The following is a 26,326-nucleotide window of genomic DNA, read 5'->3' on the forward strand; positions in this document are numbered from 1 at the left end:
TGAATTTCGTCGGCCTTAGCGCGGGGTTCGCTCGACGCCTCAGCTTCCCATATGCTTAGGGGCAAGCATGGGAGGAGTAAACGAACATGCACAAGAATTGGATCAGATGCACCCTGGTCGTTGGCGGCCCGATCTATGTCAATGTGGCCGCAGCCAGCACCCTGAAGCGACATAGCGGGGATGAGACGCGCATTGCGTTCCCTGGAGACGGGAACGACTTTATTGATGTGAGAGAGACGCCGGAGGAAATCCTTGAGCAGCTCCGAGACGATTGAAGCCTAAGGGCTCCAAAGGCGAGAAGCGCCCCGCCGACGTTGTAGGCGACGCCACCATGGTCGCCAAGATCGACACCAGCGAGATCGAAGCGCAGACCGAGGACAACGGCAAGGACGAGGCCGCCAGGCATTGGGCAAGAAGGGCGGTAAGGCACGCGCCGACAAGCCGACGCCTGAGCAGCGTTGGGAGGTCGCGAGGAAGGCGGCGGCAAAGCGATGGGGCAAGCAGCAAGCAGACGAGTAGCCTGAGACAGAATCCTGCTTGCAGACTCAGCAAGCAAGTGGTCTACTTCGCCGCAGCAAGCAGCGGAGGCTAGTTATGTCTGATCGATCCCCTCAGAGCCAAGGCGGGAAGGCCCGTGCGCTGTCTCTCAGCGCAGAGCAGCGCAGAGAGATTGCGAGAAAGGCCGCGCTGGCAGGCGCTGCGCGCCGAGGCGGAGGCCTTCAACGCCGCGACGAAAGGCCGGAGCCGGCGCGGCGTCGGCGTCGGCTGCATGTGGTACGGCATCGGCAATACGGCCCTGGCCAACCCCTCGGACATGCGGGTCGTGCTCGGCCGCGACGGCACGCTGACGCTCTACAACGGCGCCGTCGACATCGGCCAGGGCTCGGCGACGATCATGCTGCAGATCTGCGCCGACGCGCTCGGCCTGCCGGTCTCGGCCTTCCGCCAGGTCGTCGGCGACACCGATCTCACCCCCGACGCCGGCAAGACCTCGGCGTCGCGCCAGACCTTCGTCTCGGGCAAGGCGGCCGAGCTGGCCGGCCTCGACCTGCGCGCCCAGATCCTGCGCCTCGCCAACGCCGGGCCGGACTCGACGCTGCGGCTCGCCGAGGGACGCATCGAGATCATCGAGGGCGGCCACGGCCGCTCGATCCCGCTCGACCGCCTGGAGGCCGACCTCGAGGGCCGCGGCCGCTTCGACCCGCCGACCTCGCCGCTCGACGACAAGGGCCAGGGCGTGCCCTACGCGACCTACGGCTTCGCCGCCCAGCTCGCCGATCTCTCGGTCGACCTCGACCTCGGCACGGTCAGGCTGCACCGCATCGTCGCCGCCCACGACCTCGGCAAGGCGGTCAACCCGCTGCTGGTCGAGGGCCAGATCCAGGGCGGCATCGCCCAGGGCATCGGCCTCGCGCTGATGGAGGAGTACCTGCCGGGGCGCAGCGAGAACCTGCACGACTACCTGATCCCCTCGATCGGCGACGTGCCGGAGATCGAGATCCACCTGGTCGAGGACCCGGAGCCGCTCGGCCCCTACGGCGCCAAGGGCATCGGCGAGCCGGCCCTGGTGCCGACCGCGCCGGCGATCTTCGGCGCGATCCGCCACGCCACCGGCGTCGTCGTGCGCCACGCGCCCTGCCTGCCGCACCGGCTGCGCGCGCTGATCAAGGAGGCCGGCCATGGCTAACGGGCTTCCGGGCGGCGCCCCGCCGGTCAACCAGAAGTTCGGCGCCCGCGAGGGAGACGAGGGCATCGTGCGCTGCGACGCCTGCCCCGTGCTCTGCCGCATCCGGCCCGGCAAGGCCGGCGCCTGCGGGCGCTACGCCAACCTCGAGGGCCTGCTGACCCGCACCGACCCGCTGGTGCTGACCCAGCGCGTCGCCGAGGCCGGCGGCGAGCTGGTGCCGTTCCAGGGGGGAGACGAATGGGACGGCCGGATCCTGCAGCAGGCCGAGACCTTCGTGACCGGCATCGGCAGCGGCACGACCTATCCCGACTACAAGCCGGCGCCCTTCATCGTCGCCTCGCAGTACCAGGGCCTCGATACCGTGACCGTGGTGACCGAGGGCATCTTCAGCTACTGCGGCGTCAAGGTGAAGATCGACACCGACCGGCACATCGGCCCCGAGACCGCCGCGGTCCGCGCCGACGGCGAGCAGGTCGGCCACGTCACCACCGCCGAGTACGGCTCGCAGATGCTGTCGCTCGGCGGTGTCAGGCACCTGACCGGCGGCAGCAAGAAGGAAGGCAACGTCACCTGCCGGACGCTGCTCAGCCTGTGCAGCGGCGAGGCCGTGGAGCTGGCCATCGACGGCGGCTCGCGGGTGGTCGTCCAGGCCGGCCGGGCGCCGGTCGTCGACGGCCACGCCGAGGAGCGCATGCGCGTCGGCTGCGGCTCGGCGACCGTCGGCATCTTCGCCCAGCAGTGGCACGGCGAGGTCGACGAGGTGATCGTCGTCGACGACCACATCACCGGCGTGCTGACCGAGCACCAGGCCGGCCGCTGCCTCGACATGCCGCCGGCCGGCATCCGGGTGCGCGGCCGCCGCTCGACCCCCGGCCGCTACTTCCAGGTCGCCGAGCCGGGCAGCGGCTGGGGCGGCACCGACATCACCGAGCCGCTGTCGATCATCGAGCGGATCGACCCCGAGACGGCCTGGCCGGGCCTGCGCCTGCTGCTGACCTCGACGACCGGCGAGGATGCGCTCTACTGCGTGCTCGACGAGACGCTGACGCCGGTGCCGGCCGAGATGCCGGCGGCGGTCCGCAAGGTGGTCGAGCGCATCGGCGAGAACTGCGAGCCGGCGCTCTGCTCGGTCGTCTTCATGGCCGGCGCCGGCGGGTCCTTGCGCGCCGGCGTCACCGAGAACCCGGTGCACCTGACCCGCTCGGTCAAGTCGGCCCTGACCCGCGTCACCATGGGCGGCGCCCCGGTCTACGTCTGGCCCGGCGGCGGCATCACGGTGATGGTCGACGTGACCCGCATGCCGGAGAAGGCCTTCGGCTACGTGCCGACCCCGGCGATCGTCGCGCCGATCGAGTTCACCATGAGCCGCGCCGACTTCGAGGCCCTGGGCGGCCACGCCGGTGCCGTCGTCGCGCTGAGCGAGGTGCTGGCGGCGGAGCAGGACTCGGCGCGCGCCGCGCCCTGGCGCGCGGACAACCCCTGGCCGCTGGAGCCGCGCCGGTGAGCGTCCTTGCGGAGCCCGTCGCCGGGCGCCTGCTGCCCGGCAACCGCCTGCACCTGCAGGACGGCCCGATCGACCTGGTGATCGGCGCCGAGGGCGAGCCGGCCGAGACCGAGGCGGCCTACCGCCAGGCCGAACGCGCCTTCCACGGCCTGCTGCCCGCCCTGGTGGCCGAGCTGCCGCTGCTGACGGCGCCGGTGCCGGTCTCCGGCTCCGTCTCATCCCCCCGTCACGACTCCCTCTCCGCCCCTTCGGGGGGGAGAGGGTGGGGAGAGGTGGGGGATCCCGACCTCGACGCCGGCGCCCCGCCCCTCCCTCAGCACCCCACCTCTCCCCGCCCCTCTCCCCCCCGAAGGGGTGGAGAGGGAGTCCTCGAGGAGAACGGCGACGCAACCGCCTGGCTCTCCTCCTTCCGCCATCCCGTCGCGCGCGCCATGGCCGCCGCCTGCCTGCCGCACGCGGCGCTCTGGGTGACGCCGATGGCGGCGGTCGCAGGGGCCGTCGCCGACTTCGTGCTGGCCGCCATGACCGAAGGCCGCAGCCTGACCAAGGCCTGGGTCAACGACGGCGGCGACGTCGCCTGCCACCTGGCGCCGGGCGCCGTCCTCGAGCTCGGCCTGGTCACCGACCTCGCCGAGACCCTGGCCACGGGGGCGCCGAGAGGCCTGGCCCGCATCGCCGCCGACAGCCCGGTCCGCGGCGCCGCGACCAGCGGCCGCCAGGGCCGCAGCCTGTCGCGCGGCATCGCCGACTCCGTCACCGTGCTGGCGCGGACCGCGGCCGAGGCCGATGCCGCCGCGACGCTGATCGGCAATGCGGTCGACCTGGAGGATCATCCGGCGGTGCGCCGCCGGCCGGCTTGCGAGCTGGTCCCGGACAGCGACCTCGGCGCGCTGCCGGTCGTCGTCGGGCTCGGCCCGCTGGCGCCGCACGAGCTGGAGCGGGCGCTGGCCGCCGGCGCCGCCCTGGCCGGGACGATGCGCCGGGCCGGCCTGATCGAGGCCGCCCTGATCACCCTGCGCGGCAAGCATCGCGCCGTGCCGCACGGACCCATAGGCCAAACCCGGGAGCCCGCCTGATGGAGCTGATCCAGATCCGCAAGATCGTCACCCAGGTCGAGGAGGAGCGCCACGAGTTCGGCCCGCCCGCCGCGACGCCGCTGATCCGCGGCACGGTCGCCTGCGTCATGAAGAACCCCTACGCCGGACGCTACGTCGAGGACATCCTGCCGATGATGGAGGCGCTGAAGCCGGTCGGCCTGGAGATGGCGCAGCGCCTGGTCGCGGCCATGGGCAAGGCGCCGAAGGAGATCGAGGGCTACGGCAAGGGTTCGATCGTCGGCCCGGACGGCGAGCTGGAGCACGGCGCGCTCTGGCACGTGCCGGGCGGCTGGTCGATGCGCGAGGTGCTGGGCGACAGCAAGGCCATCGTGCCCTCGGCCAAGAAGGTCGGCACCCTGGGCACGGCGATCGACATCCCGGTGCACCATGTCAACGCCGCCTACGTGCGCAGCCACTTCACCGCGATCGAGGTGCGCGTCGCCGATGCCCCGCGGGCCGGCGAAATCGTCTACATTCTGGCCATGACCTCCGGCCCGCGCGTCAACGCCCGGGTCGGCGGCCTGAAGGCCAGCGAGATCAAGGGAGAAGACGGCCAGCGCTAGCGGGCCGATCGAGACGCGGGGTCGGCCGGGCGCCGGCCCGGGAGCCACCATAGGGAAGCAGACAGGGGAGCAAGGAAGATGCTGAGAAGGTCCTTTCTGATCGCCGGGACGGCCGCGCTGGCGCTGGCCGCGACCTCCGGCCCGCACGGCGCGCGCGCCGCCGAGCCGGTCAAGGTCGGCGAGCTGTTCGCCTATTCGAAGATCGCCGCCTTCGCCGATCCCTACCGCAACGGCTGGCAGCTGGCGATCGACGAGATCAACGCCAAGGGCGGCGTCATGGGCGGCCGGCAGATCGAGGTGGTCAGCCGCGACGACGGCGGCACCACGGCCGACGCGGTGCGCGTCGCCGACGAGCTGGTGACCAACGAGAAGGTCGCCTTCCTGTTCGGCACCTTCTTCTCCAACGTCGGCCTGGCGGTCGGCGACTACGCCAAGCAGAAGAAGGTGCTGTTCATCGCCGCCGAGCCGCTGACCGACGCGGTCACGATGAGCAAGGGCAACCGCTACACCTTCCGCATGCGGCCGAACACCTACATGCAGACCAAGATGCTGGTCGAGGCGGGCAAGAACTCCGGCGCCAGGACCTGGGGCATCGTGGCACCCAACTACGAGTACGGCCAGTCGGCGGCCTCGAACTTCAAGAAGCTGCTCGCCGAGATGGATCCCGGCGCCAAGGTCGTGGTCGAGCAGTACCCCGCGCTCGGCAAGATCGACGCCGGCGCCACGGTGCAGGCCCTGCTGGCCGCCAAGCCGGAAGGCATCTTCAACGCGACCTTCGCCGGCGACCAGGCCAAGCTGGTCCGCGAGGGCACGCTGCGCGGCCTGTTCGACGGCCGGCCGGTGCTGAGCCTGCTGACCGGCGAGCCCGAGTACCTGGCCCCGATGAAGGGCGAGGCGCCGACAGGCTGGATCGTCACCGGCTATCCCTGGGAGCAGATCGACACGCCCGAGCACAAGGCCTTCGTCGCGGCCTACCAGAAGAAGTACAACGACACGCCCCGGCTCGCCTCGCTGCTCGGCTACTCGATCGGCTACACGGTCAAGGCGCTGCTCGACAAGGCCGGCTCGACCGACACCGAGAAGCTGGTCGACACGCTGGAGGGCCTGAAGGTCGAGACGCCGATCGGCCCGATCTCCTTCCGCAAGATCGACCACCAGTCGACCATGGGCGCCTTCGTCGGCAAGCTCGCCGTCGAGGACGGCCACGGCAAGATGGTCGACTGGCACTACGCCGACGGCGCCGACTACATGCACAGCCCGGCCGAGGTGAAGGCCGAGCGGCCGGCCGACTGAGGCCCCAGTCGCCTTTCGCCATTGCCGACCCGAATGCTTCACCCTGAGCCTGTCGAAGGGTGGAGCGTGAGGGTCGGCAAGCCCGTGCCCTGTCCGCTTGGCCCCTGAAAAGGCATCCATGAAACGCGCCCCCTCCCCTCTCTCGTCATCCCCGCGAAAGCGGGGATCCAGAGGACGACGACACCTGCACGGACAGGCGGACGTCCGTGCCGACGGCTTCTTTCTCTGGATCCCCGCTTTCGCGGGGATGACGGATGAGGACGGGATCGCGCCAGACAAGCGGCAGCTTCCAGCCTGCTACGACGGTCCGAGCGCTCAGGGCGCCTCCCGCTCGGACACCCGATGACCGATCCCGCCTTCCTTCTGATCCAGTTCCTGAACGGGCTCGCCAGCGCGTCCAACCTGTTCCTGATCGCCTGCGGCCTGTCGATCATCTTCGGCGTCACGCGGATCGTGAACTTCGCGCACGGCAGCTTCTACATGCTGGGCGCCTACTTCGCCTTCACCCTGGCCGACCACATGATGCCGGCGCTCGGCGACGCCGTCGGCTTCTGGCTGGCGATCCCGCTGGCCGCCGTCGGGGTCGGCCTGTTCGCGGTGCTGGTCGAGCTGGTCCTGCTGCGCCGGATCTACCGCTCCCACGAGCTGTTCCAGCTGCTCGCGACCTTCGGCGTCGTGCTGATCGTCCAGGACCTGGTGCCGGCGGTCTGGGGCCCGGAGGAGCTGTTCGGGCCGCGCGCGCCGGGCTTCACCTCCTTCGTCACGATCCTCGGCTTCCGCTTTCCCGAGTACCAGCTGGTGCTGATCGCCGCCGGGCCGCTGGTGCTCGGCGCGCTCTGGCTGCTGTTCAACCGGACCCGCTGGGGCACGCTGGTGCGCGCCGCGACCCAGGACCGCGAGATGGTCGGTGCGCTCGGCGTCAACCAGGCGATCCTGTTCACCGGCGTGCTGTTCCTCGGCGGCCTGCTCGCCGGGCTCGCCGGCGCCCTGCAGCTGCCGGTCGAGCCGGCCAACCCCTTCATGGACATCCACGTCATCGCCGAGGCCTTCGTGGTCACGGTGGTCGGCGGCATGGGCTCGGTGCTCGGCGCCTTCCTGGCGGCGCTGATCATCGCCGAGCTGCAGGCCTTCGGCATCCTGGTCTTCCCGGAGGTGACCCTGGTCCTGCCCTTCCTGGTCATGGCCCTGGTGCTGGTCTGGCGGCCCTGGGGCCTGCTCGGCCGGCCGGAGGCGGCGACCGGGCACGGCTTCGCCGGCGACCGGCCGCTGCGGCCGCTCGGCACGCCGGGCCAGCTCGCCGCCGCGGCGCTGATCGTCGTGCTGCTGCTGCTGCCGCTGGTGCTCGGGGACTATGCCGAGAAGCTGGCGCTCGAGGTCTTCGTCTTCGCGCTCTTCGCCTTCTCGCTGAACTTCATCATGGGCGCCGGCGGCATGGTCTCCTTCGGCCACGCCGCCTACTTCGGCCTCGGCGCCTACGGCGCGGCGCTGGCGGTCAAGCAGCTCGGCCTCGCGATGCTGCCGGCGCTGGTCGCAGCGCCCCTGCTCGCCGGCCTCGGCGCCCTGGCCTTCGGCTGGTTCGTCGTGCGCCTCTCGGGCGTCTACCTCGCCATGCTGACCCTCGCCTTCGCCCAGATCGCCTGGTCGACCGCCTTCCAGTGGGTCGAGCTGACCGGCGGCGACAACGGCATGATCGGCATCTGGCCGAGCGCCTGGGCCAGCAACGTCACGGTCTACTACTACCTGACCCTGCTGCTCTGCGGTGCGGCGACCGCCTTCCTCTGGCGCGCCTCCTTCGCGCCCTTCGGCTACACCCTGCGCGCCGGCCGCGATTCGCCGCTGCGCTGCGACGCCATCGGCATCGACGTCAAGCGCCACCAGTGGCTGGGCTTCGCCCTGGCCGGCACCTGCGCCGGCATCGCCGGCGGCGTCTTCGTCTTCTCCAAGGGCAACGTCGATCCCGGCGCGCTCTCGATCCCGACCTCGGTCGACGGCCTGGTCATGGTGCTGCTCGGCGGCATCCAGACCCTGACCGGCCCGCTGCTCGGCGCCGCCGCCTTCCACCTGCTGGAAGCCTACGTGCTGCCGCTGACCGACTACTGGCGGGCGCTGGTCGGCCTGGTCATCCTGCTGCTCGTCGTCGCCTTCCCCCAGGGCCTCGCCGGCTTCCTGCGCGACCTGATCGAGCGCCGCGGAGCATCGGCATGACGGCAGTGCTGGAGGTCGAGGGGCTGCACAAGACCTTCGGCGGCCTGGTCGCCGTCGAGGCCGCGAGCTTCTCGGTCGAGGCGGGGCGGCTGTTCGCGATCATCGGCCCGAACGGCGCCGGCAAGTCGACCTGCTTCAACATGGTCGGCGGCCAGCTCCGGCCCGACCGCGGCGCGGTCCGCCTGGCCGGCCGCGACATCACCGGCGAGCCGCCGCGGCGGATCTGGCGGCTCGGCGTCGGCCGCACCTTCCAGGTCGCCGCCGCCTTCGGCTCGATGACCGTCGCCGAGAACGTGCAGATGGCCTTCCTGTCGCATCGCCGGCGCATCCGCGCCCTGCTGCCGCCGGCGCGCCGGCTCTACCGCGAGGAGGCCCTGGCGGTGCTGGATCGGGTCGGCATGGCCGGCCAGGCGGACCGGCAGTGCGGCCAGCTCGCCTACGGCGACATCAAGCGGGTCGAGCTGGCGGTCGCCCTGGCGCACCGGCCGAAGCTGCTGCTGATGGACGAGCCGACCGCCGGCATGGCGCCGCGCGAGCGGGTCGAGCTGATGGCCCTGACCGCCGGCATCGTGCGCGAGAGCGGCATCTCGGTGCTGTTCACCGAGCACGACATGGACGTGGTCTTCGCCCATGCCGACCGCCTGCTGGTGCTCGACCGCGGCCGCATGGTCGCCGAGGGCACGCCGGCCGAGGTGCGCGACAACCCGGAGGTCCAGCGCATCTACCTGGGCGGCGCCGGCGCCGAGGCGGCGCTGCGCCAGATCGAGGCGAGGCAGGGCACCCGGGGGGAGGCCCGGCCGTGAGCGCCCTGCTCTCCGTCTCCGGGCTCGAGGCCTTCTACGGCCGCGCCCACATCCTCTTCGAGGTCGCCCTCGAGGTCGGCCGCGGCGAGGTCGTCGCCCTGCTCGGCCGCAACGGCGCCGGCAAGTCGACGACGCTGAAGGCGATCGTCGGCCTGCTCGCCGACACCAGGGGCGAGCGCCGCTTCGACGGCCGCGACATCGCCCGTCTCGCGCCCTACCGCATCGCCCAGGCCGGCCTCGGCTACGTGCCCGAGGAGCGGCGCATCTTCACCGACCTGACGGTCATGGAAAACCTGGAGGTCGGCCGCCAGCCGCCGCGCGAGGGCGCGCCGGCCTGGACGCCGGAGAAGCTCTTCGCGCTGTTCCCCAACCTCGCCGAGATGCGCGACCGGCCGGGCGGACGGATGTCCGGCGGCGAGCAGCAGATGCTGACCATCGCCCGCACCCTGATGGGCAACCCGCGCGCGATCCTGCTCGACGAGCCCTCCGAGGGCCTGGCGCCGGTCATCGTCGAGCAGATGGCCGTGACCATCGCCGCCCTGAAGGACGAGGGCATGACGGTCCTCCTGAGCGAGCAGAACCTCTACTTCGCCCGGGCGCTGGCCGACCGCGCCTACGTCATCGAGGGCGGCCGCATCCGCTACCAGGGCACGATGGCCGAGCTGATGGCCGACGAGGCCGTGCGGCAGGCCTACCTGACGGTCTGACGGATGAGCATGACGTCGAGTCCGCACACCTCACCCTCCCACGGCCTGACGGCCGCGGGCCCCTCCCTCTCCCCTGAAGCGGAGAGGGGCCGTTTTTCCCTCTCCGCTCCGGGGAGAGGGAGGGGCCCGCGCGGAGCGTGGGAGGGAGAGGTGCACGCCGTCCCCACCAGCACCACCCCCACCAAAGGAACACCATGAGCGCGGTCGTTGTTGGCGTCGATGTCGGAGGAACCTTCACGGACCTGATCCTGATGGAGCGGGGCGCCGAGGGGCCGCCGCGGCTCGGCGTCGCCAAGGTGCCGACGACGGTCGAGAACCAGGCCTTCGGCGTGCTGGCCGCGCTGGAGGCGGCCGGCGCCGAGCTCCCGGCCGTCGCCGAGCTGGTCCACGGCACGACGACCACGACCAACGCCCTCTTGGAACGCAAGGTCGCCAAGGTCGGCCTGATCACCACCGCCGGCTTCCGCGACGTGCTGGAGCTCGGCCGTCGCACGCGGCCGCAGCCCTACGGCATGACCGGCGGCTTCGAGCCGCTGATCCCGCGCGAGCTGCGCCTGGAGGTCGCCGAGCGGGTCGACGCCGACGGCGAGGTGCTGATCCCGCTCGACGAGGCCGCGGTCGCGGCCGCCTGCAGGCGGCTGCTGGACGCCGGCTGCGAGGCCCTGGTCGTCCACTTCCTGCATTCCTACCGCCATCCCGAGCACGAGCGCCGGGCCGGCGAGATCGCGCGGCAGATCTGGCCAAACGACTACGTCACGCTGGGCCACGCCATTCTGTCGGAGTTCCGCGAGTACGAGCGCGGCACCACGGCCGCGATCAACGCCGCCGTCCAGCCGGTGCTCGACCGCTACCTGAAGCGCCTGACCGGCGAGCTGACGCAGCGCGGCTACAAGCGTGACCTGCTGCTGATGCAGGGCAACGGCGGCACGGTCGCCGCGGCGATCGCCGCCGAGGAGGCCGTCAAGACCGTGATGAGCGGCCCGGCCTCGGGCGTCATGGCCGCCGCCTTCACCGCGCGCGCCTGCGGCGTCGGCAACCTGATTACCTACGACATGGGCGGCACCTCGACCGACGTCGGGCTGATCCGCGAGGGCGTGCCGCAGGTCTCCTCCGAGCTCGAGCTGGAGTACGGCCTGCCGATCCACGTGCCGATGGTCGACGTCCACACGATCGGCGCCGGCGGCGGCTCGCTGGCCTCGGTCGACGAGGCCGGCCTGCTGCAGGTCGGGCCGGAGAGCGCCGGCGCGACGCCCGGGCCGATCTGCTACGGTCGCGGCGGCACCCGCCCGACCATCACCGACGCCAACCTGCTGCTCGGGCGCCTCGATCCCGGCCGCCTGCTCTCGGTCGAGAGCCCGGTGTCGCTCGACGACCTGAAGGCCGCCTTCGAGCGCGAGATCGGCAGCCGCCTGGGGCTCGCGCCGGACGAGGCGGCCGCCGCCGTGCTGCGCATCGCCAACGACAAGATGGCCGGCGCGATCCGCATGGTCTCGCTCAGCCGCGGCCACGACCCGCGCGACTTCGCGCTCTTCGCCTTCGGCGGCGCGGGCCCGCTGCACGCCACGGCCCTGGCCCGCGAGCTCGCGATCCCCAAGGTGCTGATCCCGGCACGCCCCGGCATCACCAACGCGCTCGGCTGCATCGTCGCCGACCTGCGCCACGACTACGTGCGCACGCTCAACAAGCCGCTGCCGGCCGTCGAGATGGCCGAGGTCCACGCCGTCTTCGCCGAGCAGACCGCCGAGGGCCTGGCGACCATCGAGCGCGAGGGCGTCGCGGTCGAGGAGACGCGCGCGCTGCACTTCGCCGACATGCAGTTCCTCGGCCAGACCCACCTGCTGACCGTCGCCCTGGACGGCCCGGAGGTGACCAGGGAGGTGCTGCACGAGGCTTTCGCCAAGGCCTACTGGCAGCGCTTCGCCGTCGAGCTGCCGGAGATCCGGCCGGTGCTGGTCAACCTGCACACCGCGGTGATCGGCCGCCGCCCCTCGGTCGCCATCGAGGCCCTGCTGCCGGCCGAGAAGCGCGAGACCACGATCGAGGCGGCGCTGATCGGGCGCCGGCCGGTCTGGTTCGCGGCAGGGGCGAACGGGGGCGGCTGGCAGGAGACGCCGGTCTATGCCCGCGAGGCCCTGCCCTTCGCCGCGCTCTTCGCTGGCCCCGCGATCGTCCAGCAGCTCGACACCACCCTGGTCGTCGAGCCCGGCGACCACATCGAGATCGACGTCTACGGCAACATCATCGTGCAGGTCGGGCGTTAGCGGCCGCCGATCATAGCGCGATCCCGACCGCCTGGCGCGCGACGTCGAGGGCCGCGTTGATCGCGTCCTGCAGGGCCTTCTCGGCGATGCCGATGGCCGAGAGCAGCGCGATCTCGGCGGTCAGGCCGGCGACGCGCAGCTGCCGGGAGGCGCGCGCCGCGTCGATCTCGCCCTTGGCGAGGCGCTCGGCGATGGCCTCGGACTCCGTGGCCACCGCCGAGAGGTTCTGCTCGACCTCCTGGCGGATCGCGCCGGCGCCCTGGCCGAGCTTGCCCAGGAAGGCGTCGACCATCTGGCTCAGCAGCTGGGTCGGATCGATGGCGGCCATTCAGCTCCTCCCGCGGCCTCAGCCGCCCTTCAGGTAGCGCTCGTAGCGCAGCAGGCTGGTGAACTGCTGGCCCAGCAGGGTCCGGTAGGTCTTGATGTCGCCGTCCTCGAAGGGCGCCGCCTGCTGGTCGGACTGCATGATCCGCACGCTCTGGATCATGGCCTTGAGGATGTCCGCCGAGATGTTCGCCAGGGTCTTGTCGTCCTTCGCCTTGGCTTCGCGCTCGTCCGCCGCCTTGTTCAGCTGCTCGACCGTCCTGGCGGCGACGCCGCCCAGCCCGGCCAGCCAGCCCTGCGGCTGCGGACGGGTCAGCGCAAGGACGCGCACGGTCTGCAGGCCGGCCAGCAGCTCGACGTAGAAGTCCTTGTTGGCGGCGTAGGTCCGCTGCCGGGCGTCGCCCAGCTCCATCCGTTCGAAGAAGGCCTGGGTCTCGGTGTCGAGCGCGACCAGCCGCTGCTCGATCTGCGGGTCGTAGGGCGGCGCCAGCTGGACGGCGCAGCCGCCGAGCGCGAGCAGCACGCCGAGCAGCAGCAGCGCCCGGAGCCAGTCCCCGAACCTGTGGAGTTGACCTGTCGCGGCCTGAGCCATCGCCCCGCTCCCCGATCTCCCTGCCGGGCAGGCTACACCATTCTTGAGGGCATCGACATCCGCCCCGGACAGCCGGGAGGGGAATGACGGCGCTGCGCGGTGGACGGCTTCGACAAGCCGGCCGTGAACCGCCTAGGATGGCGCCGCACCCCAAGACCGATCCCGAGGACCCTTCGCCCCGATGACCGCGCTCGATCCCGTCACCCTGACCGTCATCCAGAACGGCCTGCAGCAGGTCTGCAACGAGATGGACCTGGCCTTCAGCCGGGCCGCCTTCTCGCCGGTCATCGCCGAGGCCAACGACCGCTCCGACGGCATCTACCACGCGACGACCGGCGAGCTGATCGCCCAGGGCGACCTCGGCCTGCCGGTCTTCGTCGGCACCATGCAGTACTCGACCATGGCGGTGCTGCAGAAGATCCGCGAGGGCGAGACGGCGGCGCCCGAGGAGGGCGACGTCTACATCGTCAACGACCCCTACCTCGGCGGCACGCACCTGATGGACGTGCGCTTCGTCGCGCCCTTCTTCCACGAGGGCGAGCTCTTCGCCTGGCTGGCCAACACCGGCCACTGGCCCGACATCGGCGGCGCGGTGCCCGGCGGCTTCTCGGCCAACGCCACCGAGGTCGAGCAGGAGGGCCTGCGCCTGCCGCCGGTCAAGCTGTTCAAGAAGGGCGAGCTCGACCGCGAGATCTACGCGATCATCACCTCGAACATCCGCATCGCCGACCAGCGCATCGGCGACATCAAGGCCCAGGCCGCGGCGCTGACCGTCGGCAAGCGGCGCCTCGCCGCGATGATCGAGCGCTACGGCGCCGACACCGTGAAGCAGGCGATCGCGGAGCTGAAGGCGCGCGCCGAGCAGCAGATGCGCGCCAAGATCGAGACCATTCCCGACGGCAGCTACCAGGGCGAGGCGGTGGTCGATTCCGACGGCGTCGTCGACGAGCCGCTGTTCATCCGCCTCACCGTGACCAAGAAAGGCAGCGAGCTCGACTTCGACCTGTCGCGCTCCTCGCCGCCCTGCCTCGGGCCGATGAACTCGGTGATCGCGACGACCCGCTCGTCGATCTACCTCGCCATGAAGCACATCTTCCCGGAGGTGCCGATCAACGCCGGCACCTTCGTGCCGCTCAACGTCGCCGATCCCGACGGCACCTTCCTCTACGCGCACTATCCGCGGCCCGTGTCGGGCTGTGCCGCCGAGGTCTCGCAGCGCATCGCCGAGGCGGTCTTCGCGGCGCTGGTCCAGGCGATCCCCGACCGGGTGACGGCCGCCCCGGCCGGCTCCAGCGGCAACTTCGCGCTCGGCGGCTGGGACCCGGCGCGCGGCCGCGCCTACGTCATGTACCAGATCTCCGGCGGCGGCTACGGCGGCAACGCCGACCACGACGGCCTGACCAACGGCTGCTCGACCATCGGCATCTCCAAGACCCCGCCGATCGAGGTCGTCGAGCAGCTCTATCCCGTGCTGTTCGAGAAGTACGCCCTGCGCGAGGGCTCCGGCGGCGCCGGCCAGCGGCGCGGCGGCTTCGGGGTCGACTACACCGTCCGGATCCGCCGCGGCGAGGCCCGGGCCTCCTTCGTCATGGACCACGGCCGGGTCGGGCCGCAGGGCGCGCTCGGCGGCCGCGACGGCGCGGTCAACATGGTCCGGGTGCACCGCGACGGGCAGCTCTACGAGCCGCTCCACCTGTCGAAGGACCAGGGCATCCCGGTCAGGGCCGGCGACCGGGTCGAGGTCTCGACGCCGGGCGGCGGCGGCTACGGCGACCCCTTCCGCCGCGATCCGGCCCTGGTCGCCCGCGACGTCAGGCGCGGCTACTACACGGCCGAGCAGGCCCGCGACCTTTACGGCGTCGCGCTCGCGACCGACGGCTCGGCCGACGCCACTGCGAGCGCCGCGCTGCGCCGGGAGGCGCAGGCGGCGCAGTAGCGGGGGACGCGCCCGGGGGCGCATTCTGCGACCCTGTCGCATTCCGGCAAGGCTTGGTCGCGGGCGCCGAAGTTGTCCGCCCGGCCTTGCCCAAATCATGCTGGGAGAGAACGGTTGGAAGGCCGGCCAGACAGGCCGGCCTTCTCGCTAGATGCATGCGCCCCCGACGGGGCCCTCAAGGAAGCCGGGCATGAGCGACAGCGACGACGATCTCGACCTGCGGAGCCTCGACGACGGGGAGCTGGTCGCCCAGATGCACGACGACCTCTACGACGGCCTCAAGGAGGAGATCGAGGAGGGCGTCAACATCCTGCTGGAGCGCGGCTGGACGCCCTACCGGGTGCTGACCGAGGCGCTGGTCGAGGGCATGCGCATCGTCGGCATCGACTTCCGCGACGGCATCCTCTTCGTGCCCGAGGTGCTGATGGCCGCCAACGCCATGAAGGGCGGCATGTTCATCCTGCGCCCGCTGCTCGCCGAGACCGGCGCGCCCAAGCAGGGCAAGATGGTCATCGGCACGGTCAAGGGCGACATCCACGACATCGGCAAGAACCTGGTGTCGATGATGATGGAGGGCGCCGGCTTCGAGGTCATCGACCTGGGCATCAACAACGCGGTCGAGAAGTACCTGGACGCGCTCAAGGAGCACCAGCCGGACATCCTCGGCATGTCGGCCCTGCTGACCACGACCATGCCCTACATGAAGGTCGTCATCGAGACGATGAAGGAGCTGGGCATCCGCGACGACTACATCGTGCTGGTCGGCGGCGCGCCGCTCAACGAGGCCTTCGCCAACGCCATCGGCGCCGACGCCTACTGCCGCGACGCCGCGGTCGCCGTCGAGACCGCCAAGACGATGCTGGCGCGCAAGCACAACCAGCTCGGCGCGCGGGCCTGAGGCCCGCGCGGCGGGCTTCACCCTTCGACAGGCTCAGGATGAAGCCCTCCTTGGAAGCCTGAGCAACTCCATCCGTCGCGTCATGGTGAGCCTGTCGAACCATGAAGCGTGAGGGCTCACAGGAGCCGGGGGCCAACGCATGGCCGACAGCGCTTCCGCCATTCCCCGGACCCGGGTCATCGCCTGCGGCGCGCTGGCACGCGAGGTGGTCGAGGCCCTGCGCGCGCTGCCGCCGGGCACCCCGCTCGACGTCACCTGCCTGCCGGCGATCTGGCACAACACGCCGCAGAAGATCCCCGAGGGCGTGCGCGCCAAGATCCGGGCGGCCCGCGCCGAAGGCATCGAGCGGGTGCTGGTCGCCTATGGCGACTGCGGCACCGGCGGCCTGCTCGACCAGGTGCTGGCCGAAGAGGGCGCGAGCCGGATCGAGGGGCCGCACTGCTACGCCTTCTATAGCGGCAACGCCCGCTTCGCGGCCTGGGCCGAGGCGGACCCGGCCTGCTTCTACCTGACCGACTACCTGGCCCGGCACTTCGAGCGGCTGATCTGGCAGGGCCTCGGCCTGGACCGCTTTCCGCAGCTGCTGGGCGACTATTTCGGCAACTACACGACCCTGGTCTACCTGTCGCAGCTCGACGACCCGGCCCTCGAGGCGACGGCCCGCACCGCGGCCGGGCGGCTGAAGCTGGCCTACCGCCACGAGCGGGTCGGGCTCGGCGAGCTCGGTGGCTTCCTCGCCGCTGCCGCCGCACCGGACGAATGACCCCAGGCACGACGCCGCAATCCAGCTAGAGGAAGCCGTCCATGGCGCAGATCGTCACCGTCTTCTGGCGAGACATTCCCTCGCAGGTCACCGCCAAGGCCGGCCGCAAGCAGGCCAAGGTGCTGCTCCCCGAGCGCTTCCAGGAAGCCATCGACCGCGCCGCGATGCGCGGCAAGCTGCGCGATACCGACAGCTACCTGGAGCACTGGCGGCGCGGCGCGCCGCAGGACTGCGGCGAGGACCTGGAGGCCGAGGCGGCGCGCGTCGCCGCCGAGATCGAGGCCGCCTACGACGACCAGCGCCTGCGGGCCCTGGTCGAAAGCGGCGGCGCGGAAAGCGACTGAACCACGGGCGCCCGAGCGGCGGACCAACGGAGACACGGGCCATGTCGGTGCTGGAGACGGAACGGATGAGCGCAATCACGCCGGCCGACACGAAGCAGCAGATCGTCGACTTCATGACCGGCTTCACGGTCGAGACGACGCCCGGCACGGCGGCCAAGACGCCCGACTACCGCCAGCTGCTGCGCCCCGGCACGACGGTCGCCGTGACCTTCCTGCCCGGCACCGACTTCGCCGACACGGTGGCGACCTGCCTGCGCCTGCGCGGCGAGGGCTTCGAGCCGGCGCCGCACTTCGCCGCCCGCTCCTTCCCCTCGTTCGATGCTTTCAGCGAGGGCCTGAAGCGGGTCGTCGGCGAGGCCGGGGTCGAGCACGTGGTGGCGCTCGGCGGCGCCGTGCCGCAGCCGCTCGGGCCCTTCGACTCCTCGATGGCGCTGATGGAGACCGGGCTGTTCGACCAGCACGGCATCCGGAAGATCGGCGTCGCCGGGCACCCCGAGGGCAGCCCGGACATCCGCGAGGAGGACGTCACCGCCGCCCTGCTGTGGAAGAACGCCTTCGCCGAGCGGACCGGCGCGGCGCTCTACGTCGCGACGCAGTTCTGCTTCGAGTCGGCGCCGATCATCGCCTGGGACCGGGCGATCCAGGCCGAGGGCAACCGCCTGCCGATCAAGATCGGCGTGCCCGGCCTGGCGACCCTCAAGACCCTGCTCAACCACGCCCGCAACTGCGGCATCGGCGCCTCGATGAACTTCCTGGTCCGCCAGGCCCGCAACGTCGCCAAGCTGATGACCGTCAACGCGCCCGACAAGCTGGTGCTGGACCTCGCCCGCTATGCCGCGACCGACCCGAACTGCGGCATCGCCGGCGTGCACATGTACCCGCTCGGCGGCCTGAAGAAGTCCGCCAACTGGTCCTACGCCGTGGTCGACGGCGCCTTCGAGCTGAAGAAGGCCGACAAGGGCTTCGAGGTCACCCGCCCGATCGAGTAGGCGGCGGCTACAGGCCGAGCTGGCGTGCGACCGCGACCGTCACGACGCCGGCGGCGACGGCCAGCAGGTCCTGCCGGGTCGCGCGCATGACCAGCAGGGTCGCCAGGATGGCGAGGCCGCCGGGCAGGCCGTGGGTCAGCAGGGCCGGCGCGACGATCGACATCAGCACCGCGCCCGGCACGGCCTTCAGCCAGGCCTCGACCCGGCCGCCCTGGGGCAGCCAGCGCATCATCAGGAAGCCGCCGGCGCGCGTCGCGTAGGTCGCGAGCCCCATCGCCAGGATCACCGCGAGGTTGACCGGCTCGGCGCCCCAGGCGCCGGTCGCCGTGTCAGCGCCCATGGCGCCAGGCCCCGACCAGGCTGCCGGCGAGCCCGCCGAGCAGCACGTACCAGGCGCCCGGCAGCAGCCCGGCGCCGAGCAGCGACACCGCGGCGGCCGTGCCCCAGGACCAGAGGTCCTGCGCCCCCTTCCAGGTCGCGCCGAGGATCGCCGCGAAGAAGGCGACCATGATGAAGTCCAGGCCGAGGCGCCGGGGATCGCCCAGCGCGGAACCGCCCGACCAGCCGATCGCCGTCGCCACGACCCAGCCGACCCAGAAGACGAGGCCGCTGCCGAGCAGCTGCGCGGCGTCGTCGCGGCCCTGCTCGCGGGCGCGCAGCGCCAAGAGCCAGCCGGCGTCGACCAGGAAATAGAGCAGCGGATAGGCGACGCGACGCGGCAGGCGTGAGAACCAGGGCCGGAGCGTCGCGCCCATCAGCAGGAAGCGCGAGTTGATCGCCAGGGTCGCGAAGACCAGGGCGAGGACCGCCGGCGGCGTCGACCAGATCGACAGCACCAGCAGCTGCGCCGAGCCGGCGAAGACGATGCCGCTCATCAGCACGGCCTCGACGAGGCTGAGGCCCGCGCTGCGCGCCGCGAGCCCGAAGGCGATGCCGATGACGAAGGCCGAGGGCGCATAGGGCAGCGCGTCGCGCGCGCCGAGCAGGGCGCCGCGCAGCGTGAAGGGCGCCGGCGTCGTCGCGCCCGAGGGGGAGAGCCCGCCATCGGCCATGGCCGGAAAGGAAGGCCGGGCGGCAGCGAGCGTCAAACGCCGCCCGCGCCGGGCTGCCATGCGGGCACCCGGCCGGGAAGGCGGATCCGCAGGCCTGCCTCGGCGCGCCAGCGGAGACGACGGGCGAGCCAGCGCAGGGCGATGTCGGCAGCCGAATCGCGCCGTCACCGTCGCGCTTAGCGCATTTCAGCCTTTACCTGTCGCACCATCGAAAGTGCCGGCCGGCCGCTCCGACAAGATGCGCCGCAGCACACACCGCCGGCCGGCTCAGCCCCCGGCCGGCCCAGAGGAGCCCCGCCATGTCGCGCACCGTCGTTTCCTCGCACAAGAAGACCGTGATCATCGGCTTCGACCAGCCGTTCTGCGTGATCGGCGAGCGCATCAACCCGACGGGCCGCAAGAAGCTGGCCGCCGAGATGGCGGCCGGCGACTACTCGACGGTCGAGCGCGACGCCCTGGCCCAGGTCGCAGCGGGCGCGGCCATGCTCGACGTCAACGCCGGCATCCCGCTGGCCGACGAGCCGGCGATCCTGGCCGAGACGATCAAGCTGGTGCAGTCGCTGACCGACGTGCCGCTGTCAATCGACTCCTCGATCGTCGCGGCCCTGGAGAGCGGCCTCTCGGTCTACCAGGGCAAGGCGCTGGTCAACTCGGTGACCGGCGAGGAGGAGCGCCTGGAGCAGGTGCTGCCGCTGATCAAGAAGTACGGCGCCGCCGTCGTCGCGATCTCCAACGACGAGACCGGCATCTCGGAGGACCCGGACGTGCGCTTCGAGGTCGCCAAGAAGATCGTCGAGCGCGCCCAGGACCACGGCATCCCCAAGGAGGACGTCGTCGTCGACCCGCTGGTCATGCCGATCGGCGCCATGGGCACCGCCGGCCGCCAGGTCTTCGCCCTGGTCCGCCGGCTGCGCGACGAGCTCGGCGTCAACACGACCTGCGGCGCCTCGAACATCTCCTTCGGCCTGCCCAACCGCCACGCCCTCAACCAGGCCTTCCTGGCGATGGCCGCCGGCGCCGGCATGACCTCGGCGATCCTCAACCCGCTGCACGACGAGGAGATGGCCGGCGTCATGGCGGCCAACGTGCTGAACGGCGTCGACGCCAACTGCGGGCGCTGGATCCGCAAGTACCGCGAGCCGGCACCGGAAGGCTCCGCCGCGGAAAGCGCCGCGAGCGCCCGCGGCGAACGCCGCCGGCGCCGGGCGGTCTGACGCCCGCCGGCACGGGTCGATGGCCGGCGGCTCGATGAGCGACAGCCCCCAGGACGCGCTGGTCGTCTTCACCCCGTCGGGCAAGCGCGGGCGCTTCCCGGTCGGCACCCCGCTGCTCAAGGCCGCGCGCGCGCTCGGCGTCGACGTCGATTCGGTCTGCGGCGGCCGCGGCATCTGCGGCCGCTGCCAGGTCGTCGTCGGCCAGGGCGAGTTCGCCAAGCACGGCATCCGCAGCGCCCAGGACCACGTCACGGCCTGGAACGAGGTCGAGGCGCGCTACCAGGCCAAGAAGGGCATGAAGCCCGGCCGGCGCCTGTCCTGCCAGGCGCAGCTGCTGGCCGACGCGGTGATCGACGTCCCGGCCGACAGCCAGGTCCACAAGCAGGTCGTCCGCAAGCGCGCCGAGGTGCGCAACATCGAGCTCGACCCGGCCATCCGCCTCCACTACGTCGAGGTCGAGGAGCCGGACATGCACAAGCCGACCGGCGACCTGGAGCGGCTGCTGGCCGCCCTCGAGAAGCAGTGGGGCCTGGGCGACCTGGACTGGGACCTGCGCGTCGTCCAGGGCCTGCAGAAGACCCTGCGCCAGGGCCAGTGGAAGGTCACCGCCGCGATCCATCGCGGCCAGGTGCTGACCCACGTCTACGCCGGCTTCCGCGACAAGGTCTACGGCGTCGCCGTCGACGTCGGCTCGACGACCATCGCCGCCCACCTCTGCGACCTCTCGACCGGCGAGGTCGTCGCCTCCGGCGGCCTGATGAACCCGCAGATCCGCTTCGGCGAGGATCTGATGAGCCGGGTCAGCTACGTCATGATGAACCCCGGCGGCGAGGCCGAGCTGACCGAGGCCGTGCGCGCCGGCCTCAACGAGCTGTTCCACACGGTCGCCGACGAGGCCGGCATCGACGTCGTCGACATTCTCAACGCCGTGGTCGTCGGCAATCCGATCATGCACCACCTGCTGCTCGGCATCGACCCGACCGAGCTCGGCGGCGCGCCCTTCGCGCTGGCCATGAACTCCGGCATGACCCTCTGGGCCAGCGAGCTCGGCCTGGAGCTGGAGAGCGACGCCCGGGTCTACGTGCTGCCCTGCATCGCCGGCCACGTCGGCGCCGACACCGCCGGCGTCATCCTGTCCGAGCAGCCGCACCTGCGCGACGAGATCAGCCTGGTCGTCGACGTCGGCACCAACGCCGAGATCGTGCTCGGCAACCGGCAGCGGCTGCTCGCCTGCTCCTCGCCGACCGGGCCGGCCTTCGAGGGCGCGCAGATCTCCTCGGGCCAGCGCGCCGCGCCCGGCGCCATCGAGCGGGTGCGCATCGATCCCGGGACCCTGGAGCCGCGCTTCAAGGTGATCGGCTGCGACCTCTGGAGCAACGAGGCGGGCTTCGTCGAGGAGACGCGCAAGACCGGCGTCACCGGCATCTGCGGCTCGGGCATCATCGAGGTGCTGGCCGAGATGTTCCTGGCCGGGGTCATCCTGACCGACGGCACGATCGACGGCAGCCTCGCCGCGAGGAGCCCGCGCATCGAGGCCGACGGCCGGACCTTCCGCTACCTGGTCCACGAGCCGGCCGACCCCGACGACCCGCGCATCGTCGTGACCCAGAACGACGTGCGCGCGATCCAGCTCGCCAAGGCCGCGCTCTACGCCGGCACGCGCCTGCTGATGGACCGCTTCGGCGTCGAGACGGTCGACCGCATCCAGCTGGCCGGCGCCTTCGGCAGCCACATCGAGCCGAAGTACGCGATGGTGCTGGGCATGATCCCGGACTGCGACCTCGCCATGGTCTCGGCCGCCGGCAACGCCGCCGGCACCGGCGCGCGCATCGCACTCCTGAACCAGAAGGCGCGCGACGAGATCCAGCAGATTGTCAAGCGCGTCGAGAAGGTCGAGACCGCGGTCGAGCCGAAGTTCCAGGAGCACTTCGTCGAGGCCATGGCCCTGCCCCACAAGACCGCCGCCTACCCCGAGCTCGCCAAGGTCGTGGCCCTGCCCGAGCCGCGCCTGCCGGAGCCGGTCGGCGACGGCGAGAACGGCGGCCGACGGCGGCGGCGCCGGGCGGGGTAGCGGACCTCGGGTACCACGCTCTGGCCTTCGCAGGCGCCGCAGGACTAGACTCGCCGCGTCTCGCAGCCCGAGGAGAGCCCATGGACCAGGTCAGCTTCATCCGCATGGAAGACGGCACGGCGGAGGACTACGCCCTGCTCGACCGCGTCGAGAAGGAGCACAACCGCGGCCGCATCGGCGGCGAGGCGATCGCCCTGCTGGAGCGCATGCGCGGGCCGACCATGGGCTACAAGATCGACCGCTACCGCCACTCCCTGCAGTCGGCGACCCGCGCCCTGCGCGACGGGCGCGAGGACGACTACGTGGTCATGGCCCTGCTGCACGACATCGGCGACGTCGTGGCACCCGACAACCACTCCGACTTCGCCGCCGCGGTGCTGCGGCCCTACGTCGGCGAGCGGGCCTGGTGGATCGTCCAGCACCACGGCATCTTCCAGGGCTACTACTACTTCCACCACTACGGCCAGGACCGCAACGAGCGCGAGCGCTTCCGCGGCCACCCGTGGTTCGACGACTGCGCCGAGTTCTGCGCGCTCTACGACCAGAACTGCTTCGACCCGGCGTTCGACGACGAGCCCCTGGAGACCTTCCTGCCGCTGGTCGAGCGGGTCTTCGCCCAGGCGCCCTGGCGCCGGGTCTGAGCGCGGCGACCGCTGCGCCTCCTCACCCGCCCTTGACCTAACGCAAGGCCTGCGACCCGCAGCCATGCCAAAGCAACTGCCATGGCGGAAGGCGGATCGATCGAGCGACCCCAGAGCCCCTCGACGGACGTCGCGGAGAAGCTCGGGCTCGGCCGGGCGCGCGGCGGCTGGCTGCGCCGCAGCCGGCTGTGGCTCGCCGGCCTGCTGGTCCTGGCGCTGCTCGGCGGCCTGTGGCTGGCGCTCGGCGGCAACCGGCCGGCGGAGACGCTGCGCTACGTCACCGAGGCGGCGAAGCGCGGGCCGCTGACCGTCACGATCACCGCGACCGGCACCGTCGAGCCGACCAACGAGGTCGAGATCTCCAGCGAGCTGTCCGGCATCGTCCGCAAGGTGCTGGTCGACTACAACGACCGGGTGACCGCCGGCCAGGTCCTGGCCGAGCTCGACACCGACAAGCTGCAGGCCGAGGTCGCCCACTCGCGCGCGACCCTCGACGCCAAGCGGGCCGCCGTCACCCAGGCCCGGGCGACGCTGGCCGAGACCAAGCGGGACTACGACCGCACCAAGCCGCTGGCCGAGAAGCGCTATTCCAGCGAGGCCGCGCTGGATGCGGCGCGCGCCGGCTACGAGCGCGCCCAGGCCGGGCTGCTGGTCGCCCAGGCCGACGTCGAGGTCGCCGAGGCGCAGCTGCAGATCGACGAGACCAACCTCGGCAAGGCGGCGATCCGCTCGCCGATCGACGGCGTCGTGCTCAAGCGCAACGTCGAGCCGGGACAGACCGTCGCCTCGTCGCTGCAGGCGCCGGTGCTCTTCACCCTGGCCGAGAACCTGGGCTCGATGCAGATCGAGGCCGACGTCGACGAGGCCGACGTCGGCAAGGTGCGCGAGGGCCAGCACGCGAGCTTCACGGTCGAGGCCTACCAGGACCGGGCATTCGACGCCGCCCTGACCGAGCTGCGCTTCGCCCCCAAGACCGTCGAGGGCGTCGTGACCTATACGGCCGTGCTGAGCTTCGACAATGCGGCCCTGCTGCTGCGTCCGGGCATGACCGCGACCGCCGAGATCGTCGTGCAGCAGGTCGACGACGCCCTGCTGATCCCCAACGCCGCCCTGCGCTTCGCGCCGCCGCAGCAGCAGAAGGCCGAGGCGACGCGCAGCCTGGTGCAGCGGATCCTGCCGCATCCGCCGCAGAGCGTCGCCGTGCCGAAGATCGAGACCGGGGCCGGCGGCGAACGGCAGATCTGGGTCCGGCGCGACGGCACGCTGCAGGCCGTGGCGGTGCGCATCGGCGCCAGCGACGGCAGCTGGACCGAGGTGCTGGACGGCGCGCTCCGGCCCGGCGACGCCGTGGTTGTCGACTCCGTGGCGGCCGGGTAGGCACGGCCATGGCCGGCGCCGCCCCGCAGCCTTCCCCGCTCATCGAGCTCAGGCAGGTCACGCGGACCTACGGCCGCGGCAGCGCCGAGGTCCGCGCGCTCGACGGCGTCGACCTGGCGATCGCCGCCGGCGAGTTCGTCGCGATCATGGGGCCGAGCGGCTCGGGCAAGTCGACGGCGATGAACATCCTGGGCTGCCTCGACACCCCGAGCCGCGGCGCCTACCTGTTCAAGGGCGTCGAGGTCGGCAGCCTGACGCGCGACCAGCGCGCCCTGCTGCGCCGCCATTTCATCGGCTTCGTGTTCCAGGGCTTCAACCTGCTGGCCCGCACCTCGGCCCTGGAGAACGTCGAGCTGCCGCTGATCTACCGCGGCGCGCCGCTCGGCGAGCGGCGCGCCCTCGCCCTGGAGGCCCTGGCCAAGGTCGGCCTGCAGGGCCGCGAGCTGCACCAGCCGAGCGAGCTCAGCGGCGGCCAGCAGCAGCGCGTCGCGATCGCCCGGGCGATCGTCACGCGCCCCGACGTGGTGCTGGCCGACGAGCCGACCGGCAACCTCGACACGGCGCGCAGCCGCGAGATCATGGAGCTGCTGGCCGAGCTCAACCGCCGCGACGGCATCACCATCGTCATGGTCACCCACGAGCAGGAGATGGCCGCCTACGCCGGCCGCATCGTCCGCTTCCTCGACGGCCGGATCGAGTCCGACGGGCCCGAGAAGGAGGCCGCGCAATGATCTGGGAGACGCTGCGCCTCGCCCTGCAGGCGATCCTGCGCAACGCCCTGCGCTCCTTCCTGACGGTGCTCGGCGTGGTCATCGGCGTCGGCGCGGTGATCGCCATGGTGACGATCGGCAACGGCACCACGGCCAAGGTCGAGTCCGAGATCTCGGCGCTCGGCACCAACCTGCTGTTCCTGCGCCCCGGCCAGGGCTTCGGGCCGACGCGCTCCGACGCGCCGGACTTCACCAGCCGCGACGTCGCGGCGATCCAGGAGCAGATCGGCGGGCTGCTGGCGGTGGCGCCGGTGGTCAGCGCCGCGGCGACGGCGATCTACGGCAACGAGAACTGGAACACCACGGTCACCGGCACGACCAACGCCTTCCTGGTCGCCCGCGACTGGACGCTGACCGAGGGCCGCAGCTTCCTGGAGGGCGAACTGCGCTCCGGCAAGGCGGTCTGCCTGATCGGCCAGACGGTGCGCCAGGAGCTGTTCGGCCGCGCCGACCCGCTGGGCGCCCGGATCCGCCTCAAGAACGTCTCCTGCGAGGTGATCGGGCTGCTCGAGGCCAAGGGCCAGTCGAGCTTCGGCCAGGACCAGGACGACACGGTGATCATGCCGATCCGCGCCGTGCAGCGCCGCCTGATCGGCGACACCGACATTCCCTCGATCTACCTCTCGGCCCAGGACGGCGTCGACACCGCCAAGGTCAAGCGCGACGTCACCCTGCTGATGCGCGAGCGCCGGCACATCTCGGCCAGGGAGGACGACGACTTCCAGGTCCGCGACATGGCCGAGATCGTCCAGACCATGACCGCGACGACGACCGTGCTGACCGGCCTGCTCGGCGCGGTCGCCGCGGTCAGCCTGCTGGTCGGCGGCATCGGCATCATGAACATCATGCTGGTCTCGGTCACCGAACGGACCCGCGAGATCGGCATCCGCCTGGCGATCGGCGCCCAGGAGCGTCAGGTGCTGCTGCAGTTCCTGGTCGAGGCCGTGGTGCTGTCGCTGTTCGGCGGGCTGATCGGCATCGCCCTCGGCCTCGGCCTCGCCGGCCTCGCCTCGGGCCTGCTCGGCGTGCCCTTCGTGCTGGAGCCCGGCATCGTCGCCCTGGCCTTCGCCTTCTCGGCCGCGGTCGGCGTCGGCTTCGGCTTCTTCCCGGCCCGCCGCGCCGCCCGCCTCGACCCGATCGAGGCGCTCAGGCACGAGTAGGGTGGGCGCCGTTCCGCGCGGCCCCGCTCCTCTTTCCGTCATCCCCGCTTCTCTCAGTCGTCATCCCCGCGAAAG

At 71.7% G+C, this 26,326-nt stretch carries 25 protein-coding genes; 21 read left to right on the forward strand and 4 right to left on the reverse strand.

The window, feature by feature from the left end; all coding sequences use genetic code 11:
* The first annotated feature begins 86 nt into the window (after positions 1 to 86).
* From B9O00_RS32450 to B9O00_RS10385, 10 genes are all read left to right on the forward strand, one after another.
* The gene (locus B9O00_RS32450) at positions 87 to 275 is read left to right on the forward strand and encodes a hypothetical protein (RefSeq protein WP_089229587.1); all 189 of its coding nucleotides are present in this window, start codon (positions 87 to 89) and stop codon (positions 273 to 275) included.
* A gap of 395 nt (positions 276 to 670) precedes the next feature.
* Entirely contained in the window at positions 671 to 1,687 is a 1,017-nt protein-coding gene (locus tag B9O00_RS10345) for a xanthine dehydrogenase family protein molybdopterin-binding subunit (protein WP_322111240.1), read from the forward strand.
* Positions 1,680 to 3,191 (forward strand): 6-hydroxynicotinate reductase, encoded by a 1,512-nt coding sequence (locus tag B9O00_RS10350; protein WP_085122574.1) that lies wholly within the window; start codon positions 1,680 to 1,682, stop codon positions 3,189 to 3,191. Before B9O00_RS10345 ends, B9O00_RS10350 begins: the two co-directional genes overlap by 8 nt.
* A complete protein-coding gene (locus B9O00_RS10355) occupies positions 3,188 to 4,267 on the forward strand; it encodes a UPF0280 family protein (RefSeq protein ID WP_085122576.1) in 1,080 nt (359 codons plus the stop codon). Before B9O00_RS10350 ends, B9O00_RS10355 begins: the two co-directional genes overlap by 4 nt.
* Complete coding sequence (locus B9O00_RS10360; RefSeq protein ID WP_085122578.1) at positions 4,267 to 4,851, forward strand: amino acid synthesis family protein; 585 nt, start codon at positions 4,267 to 4,269, stop codon at positions 4,849 to 4,851. Before B9O00_RS10355 ends, B9O00_RS10360 begins: the two co-directional genes overlap by 1 nt.
* A 78-nt stretch (positions 4,852 to 4,929) precedes the next feature.
* The gene (locus B9O00_RS10365; protein WP_085122580.1) at positions 4,930 to 6,144 is read left to right on the forward strand and encodes an ABC transporter substrate-binding protein; all 1,215 of its coding nucleotides are present in this window, start codon (positions 4,930 to 4,932) and stop codon (positions 6,142 to 6,144) included.
* A 342-nt stretch (positions 6,145 to 6,486) separates the two neighbouring features.
* On the forward strand, positions 6,487 to 8,349 hold the full coding sequence (locus tag B9O00_RS10370) for an ABC transporter permease (protein ID WP_085122581.1): 1,863 nt from the start codon (positions 6,487 to 6,489) through the stop codon (positions 8,347 to 8,349).
* Positions 8,346 to 9,152, forward strand: coding sequence for an ABC transporter ATP-binding protein (locus B9O00_RS10375; RefSeq protein WP_085122583.1), 807 nt, complete (start codon positions 8,346 to 8,348; stop codon positions 9,150 to 9,152). The genes B9O00_RS10370 and B9O00_RS10375 overlap by 4 nt, the downstream gene beginning before the upstream one ends.
* A gap of 5 nt (positions 9,153 to 9,157) precedes the next feature.
* Positions 9,158 to 9,859 (forward strand): ABC transporter ATP-binding protein, encoded by a 702-nt coding sequence (locus tag B9O00_RS10380; RefSeq protein ID WP_085122703.1) that lies wholly within the window; start codon positions 9,158 to 9,160, stop codon positions 9,857 to 9,859.
* Between the two features lie 194 nt (positions 9,860 to 10,053).
* Positions 10,054 to 12,120: a hydantoinase/oxoprolinase family protein gene (locus B9O00_RS10385; protein ID WP_085122584.1), complete on the forward strand. Its 2,067-nt coding sequence runs from the start codon at positions 10,054 to 10,056 to the stop codon at positions 12,118 to 12,120.
* Positions 12,121 to 12,130: 10 nt separating this feature from the next.
* Here the strand turns inward: B9O00_RS10385 and B9O00_RS10390 are convergent, their stop codons facing one another.
* Together B9O00_RS10390 and B9O00_RS10395 are read right to left on the reverse strand one after the other, a co-directional pair.
* The gene (locus B9O00_RS10390) at positions 12,131 to 12,448 is read right to left on the reverse strand and encodes a hypothetical protein (RefSeq protein ID WP_085122586.1); all 318 of its coding nucleotides are present in this window, start codon (positions 12,446 to 12,448) and stop codon (positions 12,131 to 12,133) included.
* 18 nt (positions 12,449 to 12,466) lie between these two features.
* Entirely contained in the window at positions 12,467 to 13,036 is a 570-nt protein-coding gene (locus tag B9O00_RS10395) for a hypothetical protein (protein ID WP_085122588.1), read from the reverse strand.
* A gap of 181 nt (positions 13,037 to 13,217) precedes the next feature.
* Between B9O00_RS10395 and B9O00_RS10400 the strand changes: the two genes are divergently transcribed.
* From B9O00_RS10400 to B9O00_RS10420, 5 genes are all read left to right on the forward strand, one after another.
* Positions 13,218 to 14,972 carry a hydantoinase B/oxoprolinase family protein gene (locus tag B9O00_RS10400; protein ID WP_085122590.1) on the forward strand — a complete coding sequence of 585 codons (1,755 nt, stop codon included), beginning with the start codon at positions 13,218 to 13,220 and terminating at the stop codon, positions 14,970 to 14,972.
* 190 nt (positions 14,973 to 15,162) lie between these two features.
* Positions 15,163 to 15,870 (forward strand): corrinoid protein, encoded by a 708-nt coding sequence (locus tag B9O00_RS10405; RefSeq protein ID WP_085122591.1) that lies wholly within the window; start codon positions 15,163 to 15,165, stop codon positions 15,868 to 15,870.
* 139 nt (positions 15,871 to 16,009) lie between these two features.
* On the forward strand, positions 16,010 to 16,633 hold the full coding sequence (locus tag B9O00_RS10410; RefSeq protein ID WP_085122592.1) for a DUF1638 domain-containing protein: 624 nt from the start codon (positions 16,010 to 16,012) through the stop codon (positions 16,631 to 16,633).
* Positions 16,634 to 16,674: 41 nt separating this feature from the next.
* The gene (locus tag B9O00_RS10415; protein ID WP_085122594.1) at positions 16,675 to 16,977 is read left to right on the forward strand and encodes a virulence factor; all 303 of its coding nucleotides are present in this window, start codon (positions 16,675 to 16,677) and stop codon (positions 16,975 to 16,977) included.
* Positions 16,978 to 17,042: 65 nt separating this feature from the next.
* A complete protein-coding gene (locus tag B9O00_RS10420; RefSeq protein WP_085122704.1) occupies positions 17,043 to 17,966 on the forward strand; it encodes a methylenetetrahydrofolate reductase in 924 nt (307 codons plus the stop codon).
* 7 nt (positions 17,967 to 17,973) lie between these two features.
* Here the strand turns inward: B9O00_RS10420 and B9O00_RS10425 are convergent, their stop codons facing one another.
* Both B9O00_RS10425 and B9O00_RS10430 read right to left on the reverse strand, forming a co-directional pair.
* Complete coding sequence (locus B9O00_RS10425; RefSeq protein WP_085122596.1) at positions 17,974 to 18,306, reverse strand: AzlD family protein; 333 nt, start codon at positions 18,304 to 18,306, stop codon at positions 17,974 to 17,976.
* The gene (locus tag B9O00_RS10430) at positions 18,296 to 19,018 is read right to left on the reverse strand and encodes an AzlC family ABC transporter permease (RefSeq protein ID WP_159460177.1); all 723 of its coding nucleotides are present in this window, start codon (positions 19,016 to 19,018) and stop codon (positions 18,296 to 18,298) included. Before B9O00_RS10430 ends, B9O00_RS10425 begins: the two co-directional genes overlap by 11 nt.
* Positions 19,019 to 19,317: 299 nt before the next feature.
* Here B9O00_RS10430 and B9O00_RS10435 point away from each other — a divergent pair, with 299 nt between their 5' ends.
* The 6 genes from B9O00_RS10435 to B9O00_RS10460 all read left to right on the forward strand — a co-directional run bounded on the left by B9O00_RS10435 (position 19,318) and on the right by B9O00_RS10460 (position 26,251).
* On the forward strand, positions 19,318 to 20,232 hold the full coding sequence (locus B9O00_RS10435; RefSeq protein ID WP_085122600.1) for a methyltetrahydrofolate cobalamin methyltransferase: 915 nt from the start codon (positions 19,318 to 19,320) through the stop codon (positions 20,230 to 20,232).
* Between the two features lie 34 nt (positions 20,233 to 20,266).
* Positions 20,267 to 22,303, forward strand: a complete 2,037-nt coding sequence (locus B9O00_RS10440; RefSeq protein ID WP_089229602.1) for an ASKHA domain-containing protein — start codon at positions 20,267 to 20,269, stop codon at positions 22,301 to 22,303.
* Between the two features lie 80 nt (positions 22,304 to 22,383).
* Complete coding sequence (locus tag B9O00_RS10445; RefSeq protein WP_085122604.1) at positions 22,384 to 22,944, forward strand: HD domain-containing protein; 561 nt, start codon at positions 22,384 to 22,386, stop codon at positions 22,942 to 22,944.
* Between the two features lie 81 nt (positions 22,945 to 23,025).
* Positions 23,026 to 24,321, forward strand: a complete 1,296-nt coding sequence (locus tag B9O00_RS10450; protein ID WP_089229583.1) for an efflux RND transporter periplasmic adaptor subunit — start codon at positions 23,026 to 23,028, stop codon at positions 24,319 to 24,321.
* 8 nt (positions 24,322 to 24,329) lie between these two features.
* Entirely contained in the window at positions 24,330 to 25,052 is a 723-nt protein-coding gene (locus B9O00_RS10455; RefSeq protein WP_085122606.1) for an ABC transporter ATP-binding protein, read from the forward strand.
* On the forward strand, positions 25,049 to 26,251 hold the full coding sequence (locus tag B9O00_RS10460) for an ABC transporter permease (RefSeq protein WP_085122608.1): 1,203 nt from the start codon (positions 25,049 to 25,051) through the stop codon (positions 26,249 to 26,251). The genes B9O00_RS10455 and B9O00_RS10460 overlap by 4 nt, the downstream gene beginning before the upstream one ends.
* Positions 26,252 to 26,326: the final 75 nt, after the last annotated feature.

This window comes from Tistlia consotensis USBA 355 (assembly GCF_900177295.1).
Taxonomy (GTDB): Bacteria; Pseudomonadota; Alphaproteobacteria; order Kiloniellales; family DSM-21159; genus Tistlia; species Tistlia consotensis.